This is a genomic window from Bradyrhizobium erythrophlei (assembly GCF_900142985.1).
Lineage (GTDB): Bacteria > Pseudomonadota > Alphaproteobacteria > Rhizobiales > Xanthobacteraceae > Bradyrhizobium > Bradyrhizobium erythrophlei_B.
Genome location: NZ_LT670849.1, coordinates 4,125,955 through 4,146,894 on the forward strand (window position 1 = coordinate 4,125,955; position 20,940 = coordinate 4,146,894).

19 protein-coding genes are annotated in these 20,940 nt (G+C 62.2%); 11 read left to right on the top strand and 8 right to left on the bottom strand.

What is annotated here, in order from left to right; all coding sequences use genetic code 11:
* The first annotated feature begins 55 nt into the window (after window positions 1-55).
* The gene (locus tag BUA38_RS19275) at window positions 56-1,198 is read left to right on the top strand and encodes a protein-glutamate methylesterase/protein-glutamine glutaminase (RefSeq protein ID WP_072820224.1); all 1,143 of its coding nucleotides are present in this window, start codon (window positions 56-58) and stop codon (window positions 1,196-1,198) included.
* Window positions 1,195-2,073 (top strand): CheR family methyltransferase, encoded by an 879-nt coding sequence (locus tag BUA38_RS19280; RefSeq protein ID WP_072820226.1) that lies wholly within the window; start codon window positions 1,195-1,197, stop codon window positions 2,071-2,073. Before BUA38_RS19275 ends, BUA38_RS19280 begins: the two co-directional genes overlap by 4 nt.
* 64 nt (window positions 2,074-2,137) lie before the next feature.
* On the opposite strand, the gene BUA38_RS19285 is transcribed toward BUA38_RS19280, so the two are convergent.
* Entirely contained in the window at window positions 2,138-3,454 is a 1,317-nt protein-coding gene (locus tag BUA38_RS19285; protein ID WP_072820228.1) for a hypothetical protein, read from the bottom strand.
* A 206-nt stretch (window positions 3,455-3,660) separates the two neighbouring features.
* Here BUA38_RS19285 and BUA38_RS19290 point away from each other — a divergent pair, with 206 nt between their 5' ends.
* A complete protein-coding gene (locus tag BUA38_RS19290; protein ID WP_072820230.1) occupies window positions 3,661-4,392 on the top strand; it encodes a class I SAM-dependent methyltransferase in 732 nt (243 codons plus the stop codon).
* A gap of 158 nt (window positions 4,393-4,550) precedes the next feature.
* Complete coding sequence (locus BUA38_RS19295; RefSeq protein ID WP_072820232.1) at window positions 4,551-6,059, top strand: NAD(P)/FAD-dependent oxidoreductase; 1,509 nt, start codon at window positions 4,551-4,553, stop codon at window positions 6,057-6,059.
* Between the two features lie 72 nt (window positions 6,060-6,131).
* Here BUA38_RS19295 and BUA38_RS19300 read toward each other — a convergent pair whose 3' ends face one another.
* The 3 genes from BUA38_RS19300 to BUA38_RS19310 are packed head-to-tail and all read right to left on the bottom strand — an operon-like array spanning window position 6,132 to window position 8,128.
* Complete coding sequence (locus tag BUA38_RS19300; RefSeq protein ID WP_072820234.1) at window positions 6,132-7,292, bottom strand: glutathionylspermidine synthase family protein; 1,161 nt, start codon at window positions 7,290-7,292, stop codon at window positions 6,132-6,134.
* Between the two features lies 1 nt (window position 7,293).
* On the bottom strand, window positions 7,294-7,707 hold the full coding sequence (locus BUA38_RS19305) for a hypothetical protein (protein ID WP_072820236.1): 414 nt from the start codon (window positions 7,705-7,707) through the stop codon (window positions 7,294-7,296).
* 16 nt (window positions 7,708-7,723) lie between these two features.
* Complete coding sequence (locus tag BUA38_RS19310) at window positions 7,724-8,128, bottom strand: DUF350 domain-containing protein (protein WP_072820238.1); 405 nt, start codon at window positions 8,126-8,128, stop codon at window positions 7,724-7,726.
* A 124-nt stretch (window positions 8,129-8,252) separates the two neighbouring features.
* Between BUA38_RS19310 and BUA38_RS19315 the strand changes: the two genes are divergently transcribed.
* The gene (locus BUA38_RS19315) at window positions 8,253-10,460 is read left to right on the top strand and encodes a phospholipase D-like domain-containing protein (protein ID WP_072820240.1); all 2,208 of its coding nucleotides are present in this window, start codon (window positions 8,253-8,255) and stop codon (window positions 10,458-10,460) included.
* A gap of 87 nt (window positions 10,461-10,547) precedes the next feature.
* Here BUA38_RS19315 and ctrA read toward each other — a convergent pair whose 3' ends face one another.
* Window positions 10,548-11,249: a response regulator transcription factor CtrA gene (gene ctrA, locus BUA38_RS19320; RefSeq protein ID WP_008138878.1), complete on the bottom strand. Its 702-nt coding sequence runs from the start codon at window positions 11,247-11,249 to the stop codon at window positions 10,548-10,550.
* Between the two features lie 360 nt (window positions 11,250-11,609).
* Between ctrA and fliI the strand changes: the two genes are divergently transcribed.
* The 4 genes from fliI to BUA38_RS19340 all read left to right on the top strand — a co-directional run bounded on the left by fliI (window position 11,610) and on the right by BUA38_RS19340 (window position 15,156).
* Window positions 11,610-12,935 carry a flagellar protein export ATPase FliI gene (gene fliI, locus BUA38_RS19325; protein ID WP_072820242.1) on the top strand — a complete coding sequence of 442 codons (1,326 nt, stop codon included), beginning with the start codon at window positions 11,610-11,612 and terminating at the stop codon, window positions 12,933-12,935.
* Window positions 12,936-13,041: 106 nt separating this feature from the next.
* Window positions 13,042-13,461, top strand: coding sequence for a flagellar export protein FliJ (gene fliJ, locus BUA38_RS19330; RefSeq protein ID WP_072820244.1), 420 nt, complete (start codon window positions 13,042-13,044; stop codon window positions 13,459-13,461).
* 191 nt (window positions 13,462-13,652) lie between these two features.
* Window positions 13,653-14,201 (top strand): sigma-70 family RNA polymerase sigma factor, encoded by a 549-nt coding sequence (locus BUA38_RS19335; protein WP_072820246.1) that lies wholly within the window; start codon window positions 13,653-13,655, stop codon window positions 14,199-14,201.
* A gap of 22 nt (window positions 14,202-14,223) precedes the next feature.
* A complete protein-coding gene (locus BUA38_RS19340) occupies window positions 14,224-15,156 on the top strand; it encodes an anti-sigma factor (protein WP_072826245.1) in 933 nt (310 codons plus the stop codon).
* A gap of 205 nt (window positions 15,157-15,361) precedes the next feature.
* Here BUA38_RS19340 and BUA38_RS19345 read toward each other — a convergent pair whose 3' ends face one another.
* Window positions 15,362-15,562 (bottom strand): hypothetical protein, encoded by a 201-nt coding sequence (locus tag BUA38_RS19345; protein WP_072820248.1) that lies wholly within the window; start codon window positions 15,560-15,562, stop codon window positions 15,362-15,364.
* Between the two features lie 351 nt (window positions 15,563-15,913).
* Window positions 15,914-18,145 carry a flagellar biosynthesis protein FlhA gene (gene flhA, locus BUA38_RS19350; RefSeq protein ID WP_156898579.1) on the bottom strand — a complete coding sequence of 744 codons (2,232 nt, stop codon included), beginning with the start codon at window positions 18,143-18,145 and terminating at the stop codon, window positions 15,914-15,916.
* Window positions 18,146-18,453: 308 nt separating this feature from the next.
* Here flhA and BUA38_RS19355 point away from each other — a divergent pair, with 308 nt between their 5' ends.
* Window positions 18,454-19,692, top strand: coding sequence for an MFS transporter (locus BUA38_RS19355; RefSeq protein ID WP_072826246.1), 1,239 nt, complete (start codon window positions 18,454-18,456; stop codon window positions 19,690-19,692).
* 14 nt (window positions 19,693-19,706) lie between these two features.
* Here the strand turns inward: BUA38_RS19355 and BUA38_RS19360 are convergent, their stop codons facing one another.
* On the bottom strand, window positions 19,707-19,916 hold the full coding sequence (locus BUA38_RS19360; protein ID WP_156898580.1) for a hypothetical protein: 210 nt from the start codon (window positions 19,914-19,916) through the stop codon (window positions 19,707-19,709).
* 336 nt (window positions 19,917-20,252) lie between these two features.
* Here BUA38_RS19360 and BUA38_RS19365 point away from each other — a divergent pair, with 336 nt between their 5' ends.
* Window positions 20,253-20,798, top strand: a complete 546-nt coding sequence (locus tag BUA38_RS19365; protein WP_156898581.1) for a hypothetical protein — start codon at window positions 20,253-20,255, stop codon at window positions 20,796-20,798.
* The last annotated feature ends 142 nt before the right edge of the window (window positions 20,799-20,940 follow it).

The window sequence follows — 20,940 nt, forward strand, 5'->3', positions numbered from 1 at the left end:
CCGTGGAAAGCGTGTGTGCGCTTTGCGGCCTATGAGTTGAGTTCGGTTGGTGAGTATGAGTGTTGCGTTGACAAGTCATTCGGCTACGAGCCCGGTGCAGCCAGAACCGCTGCGGGTCATGGTTGTCGACGATTCCGTCGTCATCAGGGGCATGATCTCCCGCTGGCTGGGCTCCGAGCCTGATATCGTTGTCGCGGCATCGCTGCGCACCGGGCTCGAGGCTGTCAACCAGGTCGAGCGCATCAATCCCGACATCGCCGTCCTGGACATCGAGATGCCCGAGCTCGACGGCATTTCGGCGCTGCCGCAGCTGCTCGCCAAGAAGCGCAACCTGATCGTAATCATGGCCTCGACGCTGACCCGCCGTAACGCGGAGATCAGCTTCAAAGCGCTGTCGCTCGGCGCCTCGGATTATATCCCCAAGCCGGAAAGCACCCGCGAATCCTCGGCGGCCGAAACCTTCCGCCACGATCTGGTGCAGAAGATCCGCCACCTTGGCGCCAAGGTCCGCCGCTCGCCGACGCATGCTCATGCGCACGCGCCGGCCGCCGATCGTGCGCTTCGTGCGCCGGCGATAACGGCCCCGATCGCGCGGCGCAATTTCTCGATGCAAAGCCCCCGCGTGCTGCTGATCGGCTCGTCGACCGGCGGCCCGCAGGCGCTCATGAGCCTGGTGGCAGAGATCGGTCCGGTGATCGACCGCTTCCCGGTCTTGATCACGCAGCACATGCCGCCGACGTTCACGACCATCCTGGCCGAACATCTCGCGCGCGCCAGCCACCGGCCGGCGCATGAGGCGATCGACGGCGAAGTCATCAAGCCCGGCCACATCTATCTCGCGCCGGGCGGCCGCCACATGCGTGTGACGCGCCAGGGCGCAGGCGCGGTGATCGCGCTCGACGATGGCGCCCCCATCAATTTCTGCAAGCCGGCGGTCGATCCGCTGTTCAGCTCCGCGATCGAGGTCTGGCAGGGCTCCATCATGGCGCTGGTCCTCACCGGAATGGGGTCGGACGGCACGCGTGGCGGCAAGGACATCGTCGCCGCCGGCGGCAGCGTGATTGCACAAGACGAAGCTACAAGCGTGGTGTGGGGAATGCCCGGCGCGGCCGCGCACGCCGGCATTTGTGCGGCCGTGCTGCCGCTCAATCAGATCGCACCGAAACTGGTCAGGTTGTTCTCAGGAGATCGCTCGTGACGCCGTTGGATTATGAGTTCTTGCGGAAGCTGCTAAAAGAACGCTCCGGGCTCGATCTGTCAGCCGACAAGCAATATCTGGTCGAGAGCCGGCTGGTGCCGCTCGCGCGCAAGGCTGGCCTTGCGGGCATCAGCGAGCTCGTTCAGAAGATGAAGGCGGGAGCCGCCGAGCCGTTGATTGCGGAAGTGGTCGAGGCCATGACCACCAACGAGACCTTCTTCTTCCGCGACAAGACGCCGTTCGATCATCTGAAGGACACGATGCTGCCGGCGGTATTGCAGGCGCGCGCGGCGCGGCGTGCCCTGCGCATCTGGTGCGCGGCTTCTTCCACGGGACAGGAGCCGTATTCGATCGCGATGTGTCTGAAGGGCCTGGGCGCGGCGCTCGCGGGCTGGAAGATCGACATCGTGGCGACCGACCTGTCGCTGGGCGTTCTGGAAAAATCCAAGGCCGGCATCTTCAGCCAGTTCGAAGTGCAGCGCGGCCTGCCGATTCAGCTTCTGGTCAAGCATTTTACGCAAGTCGGCGATATGTGGCAGCTCAATGCCGATATCCGTTCGATGGTGCAGCACCGCCAGCTCAACCTGCTTCAGGATTTCGGTCACCTCGGAACCTTCGACATCATCTTCTGCCGCAACGTGCTGATCTATTTCGACCAGGATACCAAGGCCGGCATTTTCGAGCGCATGGCGAAGCTGGTCGACACCGACGGCTTCCTGGTGTTAGGGGCCGCCGAATCCGTGGTCGGCATCTCCGACGCCTTCAAGCCGTTTCCCGAGCGGCGCGGGCTCTATCGCCCGAATTCGGCGCGGACCGTCAGGCCCGGCCTGGCCGGTGCGATGCCGCAACGGGCGGCTGCGCTCGCGGCGCGATAGCCGCGGCGTTCGCCGCAAGCGCTGAAATGGCTTCGACGTGAGCCTGAACGACTGAAACGGAAGCCTATCCGAACGGCGCGCCGGCTATTCGGAAGATGATCGGGCCGGCAATCAGCAAACCGAGCAGCAACGCACGGGCTCTCGGTCTGTCGATCGCATCGAGCAACACCAGGTTCGCCAGCGGAATGATGGCCAGCAGCGGCAGGTAGTAGCGCGGATAGGCGCTCGTCAGCCAGCCGAACTCGATATGCAGCCGGTAGGCGAAGATGCCGTGGATCATCAACGTCGCGGCAAAGGCGAGGCAGCCGGCCACGACGATGATGTCGAGCGGCTCTGCCTTTGCGCCTACGGTTCGCCGAACCGCCAGAGCAAGGCCCGCGAAGGCGCATAGCGCCGTCGCAACGGGAATCGCCAACGCTGCGTAGTTCAACACGTTGCGCGGCTTGTCGGTGGGCATCCAGTCGGTCACGAATTCAGAGAGGAAACTTACCACGAAGGCGACGGATGAGGAGCGGGGTGCGTCGGTCCAACCCTTGGCGAGCGCGATGCTCCTGATCATCTCGATCTGCCCCGGCGTTTGCGGTACCGGATTGCCATACTGTGCGCAAAATACGATATAAGGCGCACCAGCGAGCAGCGCAGCAACCGCGATCGGCCCGATCCATCGCCAGGGCAGCCGCCCATGCCACAGCAACCATAGCAGCACGCCGCCGACCAATCCGCCTGTCAGCAACAGCGCGGTGAACTTGGCCCATGACGCAATGATGACGCCGATGAGCGCCGCCACAAGCCATGCCGGGTGGCTCGCGATCAGGAGTTGCGCCGCTGCGAGCGCCGCGATGCCGCTGCCGGCAAAGGCCGCATTGTCGTTGTTGACGGCGCCCGCCAGCGGCACCAGCACGGGAATACAGGCCAGAGGCAGGACGTAGGCGTAGAGCTTCAGCGGCGGCAGCCTCAGGGCGATGCCGATCGCCATCCACGCCGCGAGCCCGATCGCGGCAAGCGCTACATTGAGGAACCGGTAGAAAAGAACCGCGTCGGAATGGCCTTCCAGGGCGGGGCCGATCCGAGCCAGCAACCAGTAGTAAACCGGGGGATGATCGAGATAGTTCGCCACCTCCGTGAAGCGGAAGGTCGATGCGTCCAGCATCCGCATCTCAGCGAATGCGGGCCACATCTCGTGGGTGCTCTGAAGGTGCGCGACGTAGGAGACGTGAGCCACTTCATCGTAGCCGAACGTCACGTCCTTGCGGATCGCGCTGAGCGATGCGGCGGCGATGAACAGCGTCAAGACAATGATGCACACACGCCAGCCGGCATAGGTCGCCGCCGCGCTTTCCCGTTGCTGTGGAGGCGCATCCAAATTGCTGGTCAGGGACATGGCGGCAGTGTGCGGCGCACCCGTTAAATAAGTCCTATGTGGTTGTTGCCGGAGCGGTGCAGACGAATTGCTAATCATGCCGCCGAAAAATGGCCGGTGCCGCGTGTGGGCTGGGGTACGAACTGGCAACCATTGGAATTCATAATCGCCTCGGGCAAGCCGGTGTTCGCCACGACTGGCTGAGACGTTTTGAGGATCGGTCTGATATGACGCGCATAGGTACCCGGGCGGAGGTGTGGTTCTGCAACATCGTCGCATCGTTCGCACGTTACGTCGCCGAGCGTGCGCTGCCTGAATCTGTCCCCATGCTGATGCGGCGTGATGCCGTTCTCGACGCCTTCGATTACGCCAAAACCAATATGCAAGACGCCTACTCGTTCCTGGACCGGTTCGAGGGGCTAAGCCAGTCAATCGACGACGCCAGGAGACGCTTTCCGTCACGCACGCGCGTGCTCGAATTCGGCGTCTACAAGGCCGGAATGATCAACTACCAGGCGAAGAAATTTCCGCAGTTCAGCTTTGTCGGCTTCGACAGTTTTGAAGGCTTGCAGCAGCGCTGGAGCGGCATGGCTCCCGAAAAGACCTTCGATCTCGGCGGCAGGCTGCCAAAGGTCCGGCGCAATGTTGCCTTGGTGAAGGGATGGTTTGCCGAGTCGGGGCCGCGCTGGAAAGCGTCCAATCCCGCCGCCGATATTCCGCTTCTGGTGCATGTCGATTGCGACACATACGCCGCGACCGTCGATGTGCTCGAGCTATGTTCGGACTATGTCGAACAGGGGGTCGTCTTTCATTTTGACGATTATTTCGGATTTCCCAATTGGCGCACCGGCGGGTTCAAGGCGCTCAAGGAAATCTCCGAAAAGAAGCGCTGGCGCCTGACCTATCTCTCCTACGGGACCAAGGAGGCGGCTGTCCTCGCCGAAGCGAACGCGGCCTGATTGCCCGCGGCATTGTTGCGGCCGTGGGACGTGGCTGGGACAACGATTGACGTTTCATTAACGCCCCGATGGCGCTGTACCGCCGCCGATAAGCCTGACGTTAACAAAGCTCTGGGCAAAGTAGCGCGCCAAATGATCTTTGGGGGCCCTGGTCGCGCATGAAGGTGGATGCAGATATCTTTGTGATCGGCGCGGGGCCCGCCGGTCTGACCGCCGCGTATTGCCTGACCAAGGAGACGCCCTCGGTCATCGTCATCGAGAAAGACCCGGTCTACGTCGGTGGCATCAGCCGCACCGTGCGGCACGGCGACTACCTGTTCGACGTTGGCGGCCACCGCTTCTTCTCCAAGTCGAAGGAGGTCGTCGACCTCTGGCACGAGATCCTGCCCGACGATTTCATCACACGGCCCCGATTGTCGCGGATCTATTACGGCGGGAAATTCTATTCCTATCCGTTGAGTGCGTTCGAGGCGCTGCGCAATCTCGGCATCTTCACCAGCGCGATCTGCATGCTCTCCTACGCCTATGCCAGGATGTTTCCGGTGGCGTCACCGCGCAGCTTTCATGACTGGGTCCGCAACCAGTTCGGCGAGCGGCTGTTTCAGATTTTCTTCAAGACCTACACCGAAAAGGTGTGGGGTATGTCATGCGACGAGATCTCCGCCGACTGGGCGGCGCAGCGCATCAAGGGGCTGAGCCTTCGCGTCGCGGTGATGAACGCGCTGCAACGCTCGTTCCGGCGGAAGCCGGCAGCGGCCGGGTCGGCGGCGGTCAAGACCTTGATCGAGACGTTCCAGTATCCGCGCCGGGGGCCGGGCATGATGTGGGAGGCCGCGGCGGCCAAGGTCAGGGAACGCGGCGGCCGGATTCTGATGGGCCGCGAGTTGGCCGGATTGAGCTACAGCAGCACGGAGAAGCTCTGGCACATCGAGGTTTCGACCTCTGACGGAAAACGCGAGAGCTATACCGCGCGCGACGTCATCTGTTCGGCGCCGGTGCGCGAACTGGTTCAGAAGCTCTCGCCGAAGCCGATCTGCCTGCTCAATGCCCGCGAACTGCGCTATCGCGACTTCCTGACTGTCGCGCTGATGATCGACAAGCCGGAAACCTTTGCCGACAACTGGGTCTATATCCACGACCCCAGCGTAAAGGTCGGTCGCGTGCAGAATTTCGGTTCATGGTCGCCGGAGATGTCGCCGGCCGGCACGACCTGTCTCGGCCTCGAATATTTCTGTTTCGAAGGCGACGGCCTGTGGACGATGTCCGACGATGAACTGATCGCGCTTGCCAAGCAGGAGATCACCAAAGTCGGTCTCGTTTCGGCGGATGACGTGACCGGCGGCTGCGTGGTGCGTCAGCAGAAGGCCTATCCGGTCTATGACGACGCCTACCGCGACCACATGGCGATGATCCGGCTCGACCTCGAGCAGAGCTATCCGACCTTGCATCTGGTCGGCCGCAACGGGATGCACAAATACAATAACCAGGACCACGCGATGATGACCGCGATGCTGACGGCGCGGAACATCCTGGCTGGCGAGCGCCTCTACGATATCTGGCAGATCAACGAGGACGCGGAATATCATGAAGCGGGCGCCTCTGGCGCGCAGGCGGCGCTGGCCAGCGAACGTCTTGTGCCCGTCAAGGTGAACAGCCGGGCAGCCTGAGTTGTCGGCCCCGGCTTTTCGGTTGACGCGTTTTCTTCACGCGAACCGGTTCCCACTTCACTTGAAAACGCTTTAGAGGATCGCGTGCGGCAGGAAGCGCGAGGTGTTGCCCGTGATCGGGTTTTCGTCCTCGCGGATCGATAGTCCGCAACTCACGTGATCGACCAGCCAGCTTCCCAGTACCGGATATTGGCCGGAAAAATTCGGCAATGGCGCCAGCGCCTGTCGGATGTAGCCTTCGGCGCCATAGGGACCTGGCTCGGCGGCGACGATATCGCCGTGACGCACGATCGAGACATTGGCGCCTTCGCGGGAATACAGCGGCTTGCGCACAAAGGACGAACTGAGGCTTTTCGCGTTCGGTTCGTCCTCGAAGAAAGCCGGCAGCAGATTCGGATGGCCTGGAAACATCTCCCATAACAGAGCGAGCACGCCCTTGTTGGAAAGGATCGCCTTCCACGGTGGTTCGATCCAGCGGGTCAGCGAGAGGCGAAGTTTGGGGCCGAAGGCCTCCTGAAACATCCATTCCCAGGGATAGAGTTTGAAGGCCAGCCTGATCTTCTCATCGTCGAGATCGAGGAAGCCGCGGCCGTCGCGCCAGCCGATGCTCTCCATGGCGAGCAATGTGGTCTGAAGGCCGGCCTGCCGTGCGGTGTCTTCGAGATAGGCAAGGGTCGTCGCGTCTTCCGGATTATCGAGAACCCCCGCCAGATACAGGTGGTGATTGGTCGTGCCGAACTTCTTCCAGGCTTCGATCAGCCGCTCGTGCAGCGAGTTGAACTGGTCGGCGCCGGAATTTAGCCCTTGCCGCTCGATGTTCTGCTCTAGCCAGGTCCATTGAAACACCGCCGCTTCGAAAATCGAGGTCGGTGTGTCGGCGTTATACTCCAGAAGTTTGGCATCGCCGCTGCCGCCATAGCTGAGATCGAGCCGACCGTAGAGGCTCGGATCGCCCCTGAGCCATGAATCGCGGATCAGCGGCCAGAACGCCTGCGGAATCCGCAACCGTTTCAGATGCCGGTCGTCTTCGACCACGCGCGCGCAGAGTTCGCGGCACATCGCCTCGATCTCGCCGGTCGGCGTCTCGATCCGGTCCTCGATTTCGGAAAGCGTGAAGGCGTAATAAGAGCGCTCGTCCCAGTAGCGTTCGCCATCGATGGTGTGAAAGTCGAAGCCGCAGGCCTGCGCGGTCGCCTGCCAGTCGTCGCGCTCGTTGCAGGGGATGCGTTGCAAATTAGCCGCCGCCGGAGAAAAGATGCGCGAAGCTGCCGAAGCCGCCGCGTGCCGTTGTGGTCGAGCCTGCGCCGGTCGACGTTCCCGACGAAGAGCTGCCGCTATAGTAGCTGCTGTGCGACCACCAGCTTCCCGAGCCGCCATGGCCGCCGCCCCAACGTGACCCACAGGTCGTGGCCGGTGTCGGCGACGGCTGTATGGTCGTCCCGGATATCGGCGGCGAAGGCCCGGCCATTGCCGACGGGCTTGCCGGCTGGCAGTTCTCGCGCGGCATCAGCGCGTAGGCGCCGCCGCCCACCGCCATGGTGCCCATCATCAGCAGTGCAACATGGTGAGAGCGCTTGACCGGCGGCGTCGGCGTCGGCGAAGCAACGACCGGCTTACGCTTGCCGAATTCCGTGGGCGGCGTTGCCATCTCTGCCAGCCAATCTTTAGTAGATCATCGAGGCGGCGTTGAGCGCGCCGGCGGCGAGCGAGGATAAGCCCAGCCAGATCGCGGGGGCCATTTCGCCGGCGGCGATCTTGGCCGACAGGTTCGGCACCGGAATCTTGATCACGTAATAGACCACGATCTGGACGATCAGCGCGACCAGGCTCCAGACCAGGCAGTCCACGACATTGGAGGAATGGGCGATCGCGCTCACCACCGGCAACGTGAAGCCCAGCAGGCTCAAACCCAACGCGATCGCGGCGGCCGGATCGTTGTCGCGAATCAGCTTGAACTCGTCATGTGGCGTGATGCGCGTATAGACGAAGAGATAGACGACGACGCAGAGGATCGCCGTGCAGAAGTAGACCAGAAATGCCGGAAGACCGGCGAGCGATTGCAGGATCATCGTGACTTTGCCTCGCTGATTTCATGCTGCCGACACTGTCGCTCAATATAGAAGTCCGAATCCGGCGAGCGTTCGTATTTTACGACAACTTTAAAATGGTCGCCCCCGCACAAGGAGAGTTCAAATGCCTCAGGTCGCGGTTGCCTTTTCGAACAATGATATTGCCGTCGTTGCCTGGACATTCGATCGACATCTCGATGGCTGTCTCGGCTTTGCCATTCACCAGATCGACATCGACAACAACAGCAAGGAAACGATCCTGCCGGCGATGGCGCGCTTTGCCGGCCAGACTGGCGCGGTCCTGACCACCGCGCAAGCGCCGATCCAGAAGTTCTGGTGGAAAGACCTGTATGCCAAACGCGGGGGATCTTACGAATATCTCATCGTTCCGATGGGCGGCACTCCGGGGCAGACGCTGACGCCGTTGGCCGGTGTCCAGCCGTTGCGCAGCAACCGCGTCACGCTGACGCCGCAGCGAGCGCCGTTCGAAGTCTATTTCAATCGCGGCATTGTCGCGACACAGGCGCTGGCGCATGCGCTCGGCGACCATCCGAGCGTCGATGCGCTGACGCCCCATATCCAGAACCCGGCCGATCCGATCCGCATCAACCTGATGGGCCAGTTGCAGGAGGGCGTGACCTCGCTGCTTGCCCGCGCCGACAAGAACGGCGGCACCATTCATGCCGCGCTATACGAACTCAACGATCCGCAAGGGCTGGAAAAGCAGCTTCATGACAGCGCCAGGCGCCTGAACGTGATCCTCGGCAACGAGGTGGGCCCCAAGAGCGACGACGCCGATGCCGCCAACCGCGCGGCGCTGAAGGCCGCCGGCGCCAATGTGATCGACCGTATTCTCGGCAAGGGCGACATCCCGCACAACAAGTTCATGGTGCTGAGCGAGAACAACCAGCCCACCGCCGTGCTGTCGGGCTCGACCAACTGGACCTCGACCGGGCTTTGCACCCAATCCAACAACGCCCTCGTCATCGAATCGAAAGACGTGGCGCAGCGCTACATCGACTACTGGAACGCGTTGAAGGCCGACACCGATGCAGCCGGGGGCGATCAGCACAAGCTGCAGTCGCCGACCTTGCGTACCTTCGACCATGGCAACAACGACAAGGCGATTACCGGCCCGATCGACCTCGGAGGCGGCGTCAAGGTCGAGGTGATGTTGTCGCCCAACACGCCGGGCAAGCTGGCCAAGAACCCGGACAAGCCCAACGACATGGGGCGCGTGTTCCAGCTGATGGATGGCGCCAAACAGGCGATCCTGTTTCTCGCCTTCGACCCCGGCAACAACTCCATTCTGGATGAGGCGGGAAGCCTGCTTCGGCGAAAGCCCGACCTGTTCGTCCGCGGCGCACTGACCAATGCCCAGCGCGCGACCAATTTTTCCGAGGCCCTGCATGCGGGCGGTTCGGCGGAAGCTGATGATGCGGCCGCGCCCGCCGAGCACGCCAGAGGGGCAGGGACCGTCACCGTGGTCGGCGATCAGGGCAAACCCAAGAAGCAGGGTGAGGCGAACGGTATCGACTACCGCGCCATCCCCGCCGGCGCCATCACGGCGCAGGACGCGCCCGGCGGCTGGGAAGCGGAGCTCGCGAAATACGGCTTTGCCATCATCCACAGCAAGATCGTCGTGATCGATCCGTTCAGCGACGATTGTGTGGTCGTCACCGGTTCGCACAATCTCGGCTACCGTGCTTCCCACAACAATGACGAGAACATGGTGATCATCCACGGCCATCGCGGATTGGCGGAAGCCTATGCCTGCAATGTGCTCGATGTGTACGATCACTACGCCTGGCGCTTCCTGCTGAAGGAGCACCCGAACCAGTTCGGCAAGCCGCTGGAAGGCGACGACCAGTGGCAGGAGCGCTATATCACCGGACCTGCCGTCAAGTCGGCCGAGATGCGGTTCTGGCTAGCCGCGGGCGGGCAGACGCCATCATCGGCGGCGACGGGCGCATCGAAACAGCCGGTCGTGTCCAACGCGCCGCCGACGGCGCCTGAAGCCCCGGTGGAGCAGGCCGCGGTCGTGCAACAGGCCAAAGCAAAGACAAAGACGGCAAAGCGAGCCGTCAAGCCGGCTGCCAAGAAAGCGGCGGCGAAATCCTCGGCCGGGAAGGTCGCGAAGAAGGCGGTGAAGAAGGTAGCGAAGAAAGCTGCCAAGAAGGCCGTCAAGGCGTCCAGGGGTTCAAAGAAGGCCGCCAAGAAAGCAGCGAAGGTGCCGGCGAAAAAGGCTGGCAAGAAAGCCGCCAAGAAAGCTGCAAAGCCCTGGGTCGGCAACAAGGCCGCAAAGAAGAAAGCTGGCAAGAAGAAGCGCTGATAAAACCGTTTCCCCAAATAAAAACCCCGCCATTTGCGGCGGGGTCCAGTTTCGGGAGGATGAGCCTACGGGCTCGCTACGTAAACATCAGGCGGGAATGCGCTCTTCATGTTCGTGCGGCTCGCGCAGCACGTAACCGCGGCCCCACACGGTTTCGATGAAGTTGCGGCCTTCCGAGGCGTTCGCAAGCTTCTTGCGCAGCTTGCAGATGAAGACGTCGATGATCTTCAGTTCGGGTTCGTCCATACCGCCATAGAGGTGGTTGAGGAACATTTCCTTGGTGAGCGTGGTGCCCTTGCGGAGCGAAAGCAGCTCCAGCATCTGGTATTCCTTGCCCGTCAGGTGCACGCGCTGGCCGCCGACCTCGACCGTCTTGGTGTCGAGATTGACCACGAGGTCGCCGGTCTGGATGACCGACTGGGCGTGGCCCTTGGAACGGCGCACGATCGCGTGAATGCGCGCGACCAGTTCGTCCTTGTGGAAGGGCTTGGTCATGTAGTCGTCGGCGCCGACGCCGAGACCCTTGACCTTGTCCTCGATGCCGGCGAGGCCGGAGAGGATCAGAATGGGTGTCTTGATCTTGGAGACCCGGAGCTGCTTGAGCACGTCGTAACCGGACATGTCGGGCAGGTTGAGGTCGAGAAGAATAATGTCGTAGTCGTAAAGCTTTCCGAGATCGACGCCTTCTTCCCCGAGATCCGTCGTATAGACGTTAAAACTCTCGGATTTCAGCATCAGCTCGATCGACTGCGCGACGGCGCTGTCATCTTCTATCAGCAAAACGCGCATGCCAGTCCCCTATAGTCGCCGCTCCGGGCGTCAGGTCGGCCGCACTTGCGGCACTCAAAACGCCTTTGAACAACTGATTCGGATCCTGACGGGATATGGTTAACAAAATCTGATTCTGATCCGCAAGGCCTTTAGGTGCAATTTTTAGCGAATCGCCCTAAGATATTGCGTCGAAGCAGCTTTTCGTACCCGATCTCGATCAAGCTCAACATTAAGAGTCAGGGCTATCCGACTCTCAAGATTCGCCCTTCCTTAAAGCTAAGGTCGAGCGTCCTCAGTCACCAAAGACAGTGACGTAATGATTAACGATGCGGGTAAACACCAAGTTAAGGGCGGAGCCCTCCACTTAAGGTTTTCGCAATGAAGGCGCTTGCCGAACAGATCGGCGATATCGACGGCATCAACATTTATGGCCGCGTCGTCGGCGTTCGCGGGTTGATGGTGGAGATCGCAGGTCCCATTCACGCCATGAGCGTCGGCGCGCGCATCGTGATCGACACCGGCGGCAACCGCTTCATCCCCTGCGAGGTGATCGGCTTCACCGGGAACAATGCGGTGGTGATGCCGTTCGCCGGTCTCGACGGGGTCAGGCGCGGCTGCCGCGCCGTGATCGGCAACGCCGGCAACCAGGTGCGCCCCTCGGTGCACTGGCTCGGCCGTGTCATCAATGCGATGGGAGAGCCGATCGACGGCAAGGGACCGCTGACCCAAGGCGCCTCGCCCGTGCCCTACCGCAACATGCCGCCGCCGGCGCATTCGCGCAAACGCGTTGGCACTCCGCTCGATCTTGGCGTGCGCGCACTCAATACGTTTCTCACCTGCTGCCGCGGCCAGCGCATGGGCATCTTCGCAGGTTCCGGCGTCGGCAAGTCGGTGCTGTTGTCGATGCTGGCGCGCAACGTCGATGCCGATGTCACGGTGATTGGGCTCGTCGGCGAACGCGGCCGCGAGGTGCAGGAGTTCCTTCAGGACGATCTCGGCGACGAAGGCCTCGCGCGGTCGGTCGTGGTGGTCGCGACGTCAGACGAGCCTGCGCTGATGCGGCGGCAGGCCGCTTACCTGACGCTTGCGATCGCCGAGCATTTCCGCGACGAGCATAAGGACGTTCTGTGTCTGATGGATTCGGTGACGCGCTTTGCGATGGCGCAGCGCGAGATCGGTCTGTCCGCCGGCGAGCCGCCGACCGCCAAGGGCTATACGCCGACCGTGTTCACCGAGCTGCCGAAGCTCCTTGAGCGCGCCGGTCCCGGCATGGGCGAGGGCACCATCACCGGCATCTTCACGGTGCTGGTTGATGGCGACGATCACAATGAGCCGATCGCGGACGCCGTGCGCGGCATTCTCGACGGCCACATCGTCATGGAGCGGCGGATCGCCGAACGCGGAAGGTTTCCGGCGATTAACATTCTCAAATCGGTGTCGCGCACCATGCCGCGATCGGCCGATCCGGCGTTCCTGCCCGTCATCACCAAGGCGCGCCAGACCATGGCGACCTACGCCGATATGGAGGAGTTGATCCGGTTAGGGGCCTACAAAGCGGGCTCGAGCGTCGAAGTCGACGAGGCGATCCGCCTGAATGAGCCGCTGGAGGGGTTTTTGCGCCAGGCCAAGGACGAATCTACCGGCCTCACGGAAGGTTATGGGCGATTGCAGCGAATCCTTCAGGGTTTGGAAACGGAACGCTAACTTTGTCAGGCCATCATCCGCGCCACAGTTGTGATGCCGGCGGGGTCCCCACGGGGAGCCGGCACGTGTCCCGTAGCAAATTGGGACTTCTGGGGAGTATGAGTCGATGAAGTCACGTGAAACGCTAATCCGTCTGAAGAAATTTCAGGTCGATGAAAAGCGCCGCCGGGTCTCGCAGATCGAAGCCATGATCGCCGATTTCCAGCGCATGTCGGTCGACCTGGAACGCGAAATCCAGAGCGAACAGGAACGCGCCGGTATCAACGATCCCTCGCATTTCGCTTATCCGACCTACGCCAAGGCTGCGATCCAGCGCCGGGAAAATCTCACCCGTTCGGCCGAGGAGCTGCGCGTTCAGCTCGATGAAGCCCGCGGTCTTCTGTCCGAGGCTTTCGACGAATTGAAGAAGGTCGAGCTGCTCGACGAGCGCGATCAGGCACGCGAACGCGCCGAAGAGAGTGCGCGCGAACAGGCCGATCTCGACAGCATCGGCTTGATGCGCGCCCGCATCGGCGCCATCGCGTAAAGCACCATAACGTCGTTTTGAACTGTTGAACCCGGCCCTTTCAAGGTCCGGGTTTTTTGCGTGTCAGCCGCGACCGGGGAGCCAATCCAAAAGGCTCGCGGCAGCTTTCCAGATAGACGGATTTGGCCCAAGATGTGATAGGACAAAGCTTGCGATGGCCTCCAAGGCACTCGCAATTTTGGGGGAGTTAAATGCTGACGCCAGCAGAGCTGGTCTGGCTGATTGCCGCGGTGGCGAAGGGGGATGAGGCTGCTTTCGAGCGACTCTACGCCGCCACGCGGGCGAAACTCTTTGGCGTCGTGCTCCGTATCTTGCGGCGACAGGATCTCGCCGAGGAGGTGATACAGGAAGCTTACGTCAAGATCTGGAATAGCGCAGGACAGTTCAATCCGGGCCAGTCGTCGCCGATCACATGGATGGCGTCGATTGCGCGCAATCGCGCGATCGACGTCGTGCGCAAGCGCACCGAGGCCTCGATCGAAGAGGAGCCGGCCGCGATGGAAGTCGCAGCCGATACGCCCGATCCGCTGGCGCGGCGCGAGATGACGGAAGATTTGAAGCGGCTGCTGGAGTGCGTCGGCAGGCTCGAGCCCGATCGGCAAAAGCTGGTGCTGCTTGCCTATTACAACGGCTGGAGCCGCGAGCAGCTGTCGGAGAAATTCGAGGCGCCGGTGAACACCGTAAAGACATGGCTGCGTCGCAGCATGATGGATATCAGGGAGTGTCTCGGTCTTTCGTGAGCGAGACCGGCTTGAAAGTATGATGGCCTATAGCGACGACCATATTGCACTCGCTGCGGAATACGCACTCGGCACGCTGGATGCCGACGAGCGCGCGCAGGTCGAATCCATGATGGCCGTCGACAAGAACTTCGCGGCGATGGTTGCCGCATGGGAGCACAAGCTCGGCGCGCTCAATCAGATGGTCGGTTCGGTCGAACCGCGCGCGGAGGTGTGGGACAGGATCAAGGCCGCGACCGGACGTACCGAACAGCGTGCACCGCTGGTGCTGCCGGAGCCGGCGGCGCCGGAAACCGAAGCCGCTCGGGTTATCGCCGAAGCGGCCGGTACGCTTGGCGCGGATACTTTCAGCGCCAACAATTCCGGCGCAGAGCGTTTCGACGCAGACAATTTCCGCGCCGACAACGTGGTTCAGCTGGCGGCCTCTGCCCGCCGCTGGCGCGCGATCGCAACCGCGACCTCGGCGATCGCGGCAGCATTGGTCGTGATGATCGGTGTCGGGGTTTCGATGCCGGATCTGCTGCCGGACAGCATGCGGCCGAAGCCGAGGACGCAAGTCGCGGAGACCAAGGGGCCGGCAGCGGGAGCCGCGCGGCTGACGGGCCAATATGTCGCGGTGCTCCAGAAGGACGGCGGCGGACCGGCCTTCATCCTCACGGTCGATGCAGCGACGCGGAATTTCACGGTGCGCAAGGTCGGCGCCTCGGCTGACCCAGGCTCGAGTTTCGAGCTGTGGCTGATCTCCGACAAGCTGGGCAAGCCGCGCTCGCTCGGCGTGATCGGCACCAGCGATTTCACCTCGCGGCCGGTGCTTTCTTCCTATGATGCCGACCTGGTGAAGGGCGCGACCTATGCGGTGACGGTCGAACAGGCCGGCGGATCGCCCGACGGCAATCCGCATTCGGCGCCGGTCTTTGCTGGCAAGCTGATCGAGACGGTGCCGCCGCCGCGCTGACGTCGAGACAACCAGGATATTAGGGACACTAAGTGCTCGCGCCCTCGACGATCACGCGACTCGGAGCGTTGACGATTGCACAAAAAGAAAACGCCCGTGGGGGGCGGGCGTTTTCGGGGGCCAACTTGGGGGACAGTTGGGTCTTCCATTATCCACGTAGCGTTTTGGGGGGCTGGTAAAGCGCTCCGTGAATTCCTTAAAACTCTTATCGCACCATTGAGGTGTCCGAACTCGTTACGACCACCGGCTTGCCCGCCTTGATGACGCGCGCGGTCTGCGTCGAACCGTCATCGGAGAACGTGCGAACCGAAATTCCAAAGCCCATGACCATGATGCCGGCAACCAGCGCCATCACCACAATCTTGAGGTGCGTCGAGCGATCAGCGCTGTAAATCGAATGATTCATCAAAGCCTCCTGCCACCTGCGCTTGCTTGCCGGATTCGTCGTCCGCGTCCGCCGGCAGGTTCACCACCTCGGCGATAGAAACGTAGGATATCGTCTATTGTTTCTTTAGGGGTGATCACAAAGCAGTGATAATACGTGATCTTCCGCGATCAGTTTCGCTGGAAAAGATCGAAAAACTCAGAATTATTAAGTAAATATAGCCACTTAAGGTTCCAACAGGATTTCGACGCAAAAATGGCCCGGATTACGGGAAATTAAGAAATCAGTTGCCTGTGTCCGAAAAACATATGCCGTTTCGCACTGATTTGCGAGCCAAGGCGCTGTTCCCTGAGGGTTTTCCGGTGTCGCGGCTTAAATGCTGCCGACCGTCTTCAGCCGGGCACGGGGGTGGATTTCGGCCTGCGACAAAACGGTCGTCTGGGCCCGGAAGCGCTCAACCAGAGAACGAACGAAGGGCCGGATCGAGGCGGACGTTACCAGAACGGGCGACTCGCCCTCGCGCGCGGCCTGTTCGAAACGGTCGCGGACGATCGTCATGAATTCCGACAGCCGCGACGGCTGCATCGCGAGGCTGCGCTCCTCACCCTGGCCGATCAGCGATTCCGCAAACGCCTGTTCCCATTTCGCCGACAGCGCGATCAGCGGCAGGTAGCCGTTGATCGTGGTGTTCTGGGCGCAGATCTGCCGCGCCAGACGCGCACGGACGTGCTCGACCACCGTCGCCGGGTTGCGCGAGAAGGCGAGCGCGTCGGCAATGCCTTCGAGAATGGTGGAGAGATCGCGGATCGAAATGCGCTCGGCGAGCAACAACTGGAGCACGCGCTGGATGCCGGAGATCGTGATCTGGGTCGGAACGATGTCCTTGACGAGTTCGCCCTGTTCCTTCGGCAATTCCTTGATGAGCTTCTGCACCTCGCCATAGGACAACAGATCCGACACGTTGTTCTTGAGCAGCTCGGTGAGGTGGGTCGACATCACGGTCGCGGCGTCGACGACGGTGTAGCCCTTGAGCGTGGCTTCTTCCTTCATGCTGGCGTCGACCCAGGTGGCGGGCAGGCCAAACGTCGGCTCGGTGGTGTGGATGCCCGGCACGTCGACCTGGCTGCCGCCGGGATCCATCGCCATGAACTGGTTCGGCCAGATCCGGCCCGTGCCCGCATCCACTTCCTTGATCTTGATGATGTAGGTGTTGGCCTCGAGCTGCACGTTGTCGAGGATGCGCACCGAGGGCATCACGAAGCCCATCTCGATCGCAAGCGAGCGGCGCAATGCCTTGATCTGTTCGGTCAACCGGTCGGTGCCGTCCGGACCGTTCACCAGCGGCAGCAGCGCGTAACCGAGTTCGATCTTGAGGTCGTCGATCTTGAGCGCAGCCGAGATCGGCTCCTCGGCCGCAGCCGCCGCAGCCGCGGCCGCCGCCGGGGTCGCTGCCGCTGCGCTTGCGGCCGCGGCGGTGGCTGTGCGCTTATGCTTGCGGGCCGAAAACGCCAGCGCCGCGGCGCCGCCGCCCAGCGCCAGAAACGGCAGCATCGGAATGCCAGGCAGCAGAGAAAGCACCAGCATCACCCCGGCCGACATGCCGAGCGCCTGCGGATAACCCGACAGCTGCTTCATCAAGGCCTTGTCGGCCGCGCCCGATACGCCGGCCTTCGAGACCAGAAGGCCCGCCGCGGTCGAGACGATCAGCGCCGGGATCTGGGTGACGAGGCCGTCGCCGACGGTGAGCAGCGTGTAGGTGTGGGCCGCTTCGGAAAAACTCAGGGATTGCTGCGCCACCCCGATGATGATGCCGCCGATAATGTTGATGAACACGACGAGCAGGCCCGCCACCGCGTCGCCGCGCACGAACTTCGAGGCACCGTCCATGGCGCCGAAGAAGCCGCTTTCGTCTTCCAGCGCCTTGCGCCGTTCCTTGGCGACCTTCTCGTCGATCAGGCCGGCGGAGAGATCGGCGTCGATCGCCATCTGCTTGCCGGGCATGGAGTCGAGGTGGAAGCGGGCGGCGACTTCGGCGATGCGGCCCGAACCCTTGGTGATGACGACGAAGTTCACGATCACCAGGATCGCAAACACGATGATGCCGATGACGTAATTGCCGCCCATCACGAAGCCGCCGAAGGCTTCGATGACATGGCCGGCGGCATCCGTCCCTTCATGGCCGTGGGAGAGGATCAACCGCGTTGAGGCGAGGTTGAGCGACAGCCGCAGCATGGTCGAGATCAAGAGGATGGTCGGAAATGCCGAGAATTCCAGTGGCGCCTGGATGAACAGCGAGGTCATCAGGATCAGGATCGACAACGTGATCGAGATCGCCAGAAACAGGTCGAGGATGACCGAGGGCAGAGGGAGGATCAGCACCACCAGGATGGTGAGGATGCCGAAGGCGAGCGCGAGATCGCCGCGCTTGAGGATGGTGCCGATTTCGCTGAGGCTGAAATTGGAGGGAGCGGCTGTGCCCTGGCCTGCCGTGATGTCGACCATCGAACCCAACTCCTCCCGCGAATGCCGACCACGGCGACCAAACGTCTGCGCGGCGGCCGCAGGGCCACCGTTTCGAAAGTGAGGCACCGCACTGGCGTCCACGGAGTACTCCCCCGTTTTACGCGGCTGACGACACTCGACTTCTCAACTGGGCAATTTTTGCCCGGTGTATGGTTAGCAAACGGTTAACGCGGGGTGATTTCGACCGATCAAGCGGCAAATGGCCGCCGCTTGCGGCGGTAGCATTCAGTCCGCGCGTCCGCCGCCGCCTTCTCGTCCGCATCGCTTGTTCCCATCGTCTTGCGCGAGGCGCGTCAGCACGTGGCAACACGGTCTTGCGCATCTGCATGCCCAATATCGCGGCATTGTGGGTTGACCGTAGGCAAAATGGCAGCAACTCTGCTTACGCCGTGGACACTACCGTCGACCTCACCCGACATTCTCCGCCGTTCGTTCCCGACTCGCGCCGGGCATGGACGCGCCTTGTCGTGGCCGTGCTGATCGGCTCGCTCGGCAGCGTCGGCATGTGGTCCGTCGTGGTCGCGCTTCCCACCGTTCAGAGTGAATTTGCGGCGACGCGCGGCATCGCCTCGCTCGCTTTCACGCTGGCGATGCTTGGTTTCGGCATTGGCCAGGTCGTGACGGGCAGGATCAGCGACCGCTACGGCATCGTCGCGGCGATCGGCGTCGGCATCGGCCTTCTCGGTCTCGGCTATGTCGGCGCGGGGCTGTCGCCCACGATCTGGCAATACACCCTGGTGCACTTTCTCATCGGCTTGTCTTCGGCGGCGACGTTTGGACCGCTGATGGCGGAAGCCTCGCACTGGTTCGACCGCTATCGGGGACTGGCGGTCGCGATCGCTGCCAGCGGCAACTACATCGGCGGCACGATCTGGCCGCCGCTCACCAATTGGGGCATTCAATCGGCCGGTTGGCGCGATACCCATATTGCGATCGGCATTTTCACGGCCGTGGCGATGACGCTGGCGCTGATTGTGCTGCGCCTGCTGATGGGAGTGGGAACGCGGCGCAGCCACGTCAACGCAGCCGCGCCGCGGGTCGATTTGCGGCTGTCCACCAATGCGCTGACTGCAATTCTGTCGCTGGCGAGCATTGCCTGTTGCGTGGCGATGTCGATGCCGCAGGTTCATATCGTCGCTTATTGCGGCGACCTCGGTTATGGCGTGGCGCGAGGCGCCGAAATGCTGTCGCTGATGCTCGGTTTCGGCATCGTCAGCCGCATCGGTTCGGGCTTTCTCGCCGACAGGATCGGCGGCATCCGCACGCTGCTGATCGGCTCGATCGCGCAAGGCTCGGCGCTGTTGATGTATCTGTTCTTCGATGGCCTGACGTCGCTTTACGTCATTTCCGCGCTGTTCGGCCTGTTCCAGGGCGGCATCGTGCCGAGCTATGCCATCATTGTGCGCGAGGCGATGCCGGCTTCGGAAGCTGCGACCCGGATCGGGATCGTGATCTTTGCGTCCGTGTTCGGGATGTCGTTCGGGGGCTGGGTGTCGGGCGTGATCTTCGACGCCACCGGCTCCTACGCGGCCGCATTTCTCAACGGGCTGGCGTGGAACGCGCTCAACATCACCATCACGGTCGCGCTGCTGCTGCGCGCCCGGCAGCGGCTGGCGATGGCGGTTTAACGGCGTGGCGCGGCTTAGCGCGTGCCGGCCTTCAGGGCGGGACTGTCGAAAACCACGTCGATCAGATCGTCGGAGACGAGCGGCTCCCGCTGTATGACGAGGCGGAAGACGTCGTGGCAGGCGGGACATTCATAAGCCCGCACGTCGTGCCGGTTTCTGCCGGGCCTGATGCTGATCAGCGTTCTTTCGAGGTTGCAGCTTGTGCAGGTCGGTGCGCCCGCCATGTCCGTCGCCTTCTTCGCGTAATGGTTGTTTGACGGCCGCACACTATCTTGGTTGCTCCGGGTAGCGGTTAATTTAATGAACCGTACGAATACGGGCCGGAGGATTACGGACCTCTCCACTGCCTGATGCAGAAAAGCGCTGAATATGCAGCCCATTTGGGCAGCGCCGCGCGTGCGAATCCTGTAACGAATGTCAACAGGCTGTCACAGTCGTAGTCCTTGTTCGGGACGCCTCGATTTGTAGGCCTGTCATTTTTACGTTTGCCTTTTGGATTCATGACCGAGCCCATTTCAACTTTGCCGGCATCGACTGAGACCACGGAGGTCCTGCGGTTCTTGCGCAGGTTCGCCGACCTGATGTCGACCAGCAGCAATTCGGACAATCTGCTGCGCGCGGCCGGGCTGCTTGAGACGCAGGGCAACCTCCTGAAGGAAACAACAGAGCTGCTTCAGGCCGAGCGCAGCCGGGCCGCTGCCGGCGCCGAGACCCGCACGGCGTTCGAGCTAAGGATCGGTGAGATGGAGCGCGAAATCCTTGCTTTGACGTCGCGGCTCGCCGAACAGCAATCGCGCGCGGACGAAGTCGTCGCCGAAATGGAGCGCCGGCAAGGCGAATTCCTGCAACGGGCCGAAGAGGCGGAAGCCCGTCTGGTGGCGATCCGGGAGGCGCCGCCCGAGATACCGGAAGGCTCCGTCGCCGTGCAGCTCTCGACCTTGCAGGTCGCGAAGGCGCAGTTCGAATCGCTTGCTGCGAGCTTCGAAAAGTCCGGCAATATCGTCTCGCAGGTGATGTGCGAAGCCAGCGCCTCAACGCTCGATCGCGTGATCCTTGATGCCGCCGCAGGCGATGATGCGGACGATCGTGCCCAGGACGCGGCCTGACGGCCGCTTCAGGCCCAAGTACAGTCAGGCAGTAGAATCAAGCGAATTTCGCGCCCTCGGCTGATCGCGCAAAACTTTTGGCCGTCGAGATGATAGGATGGGCAGCGCCGGCGGTGACCGCTGCTGCTGCCATCGCTCGCGA